A 319-nucleotide genomic window follows, 5' to 3' on the forward strand; every position below is an offset into this window, starting at 1 on the left:
TGTGTATAAGAGACAGCTGGAACGCCGGGCCGGCCTCGGTCACGCCGAGGTGCAGCGGATAGTCGCACTGGGCGGCCAGCTGCTCGTAGGCGGCGACCATCACGACGGGGTCGTTGTGCTTGACGCTGATCTTGATGTCGCCGAAGCCGTGCTCCTCGAACAGCGAGGCCTCCCACAGCGCGGATTCGACGAGCGCCTCCGGTGTGGCCTTGCCGTACTTCTCCATGAAGCGCTTGTCCAGCGAGCCGGCGTTGACGCCGATGCGGATCGGGATGCCCGCCGCGGCCGCGGCCTTGGCCACCCTGTCTCTTATACACAT

1 pseudogene is annotated in these 319 nt (G+C 65.8%); it reads right to left on the minus strand.

What is annotated here, in order from left to right:
• A pseudogene (locus tag WU80_RS24980) lies at window positions 1-301 on the minus strand (flavodoxin-dependent (E)-4-hydroxy-3-methylbut-2-enyl-diphosphate synthase); the annotation flags it as partial.
• Window positions 302-319: the final 18 nt, after the last annotated feature.

The sequence above is a fragment of the Mycobacterium sp. UM_11 genome, from assembly GCF_001414075.1.
Lineage (GTDB): Bacteria > Actinomycetota > Actinomycetes > Mycobacteriales > Mycobacteriaceae > Mycobacterium.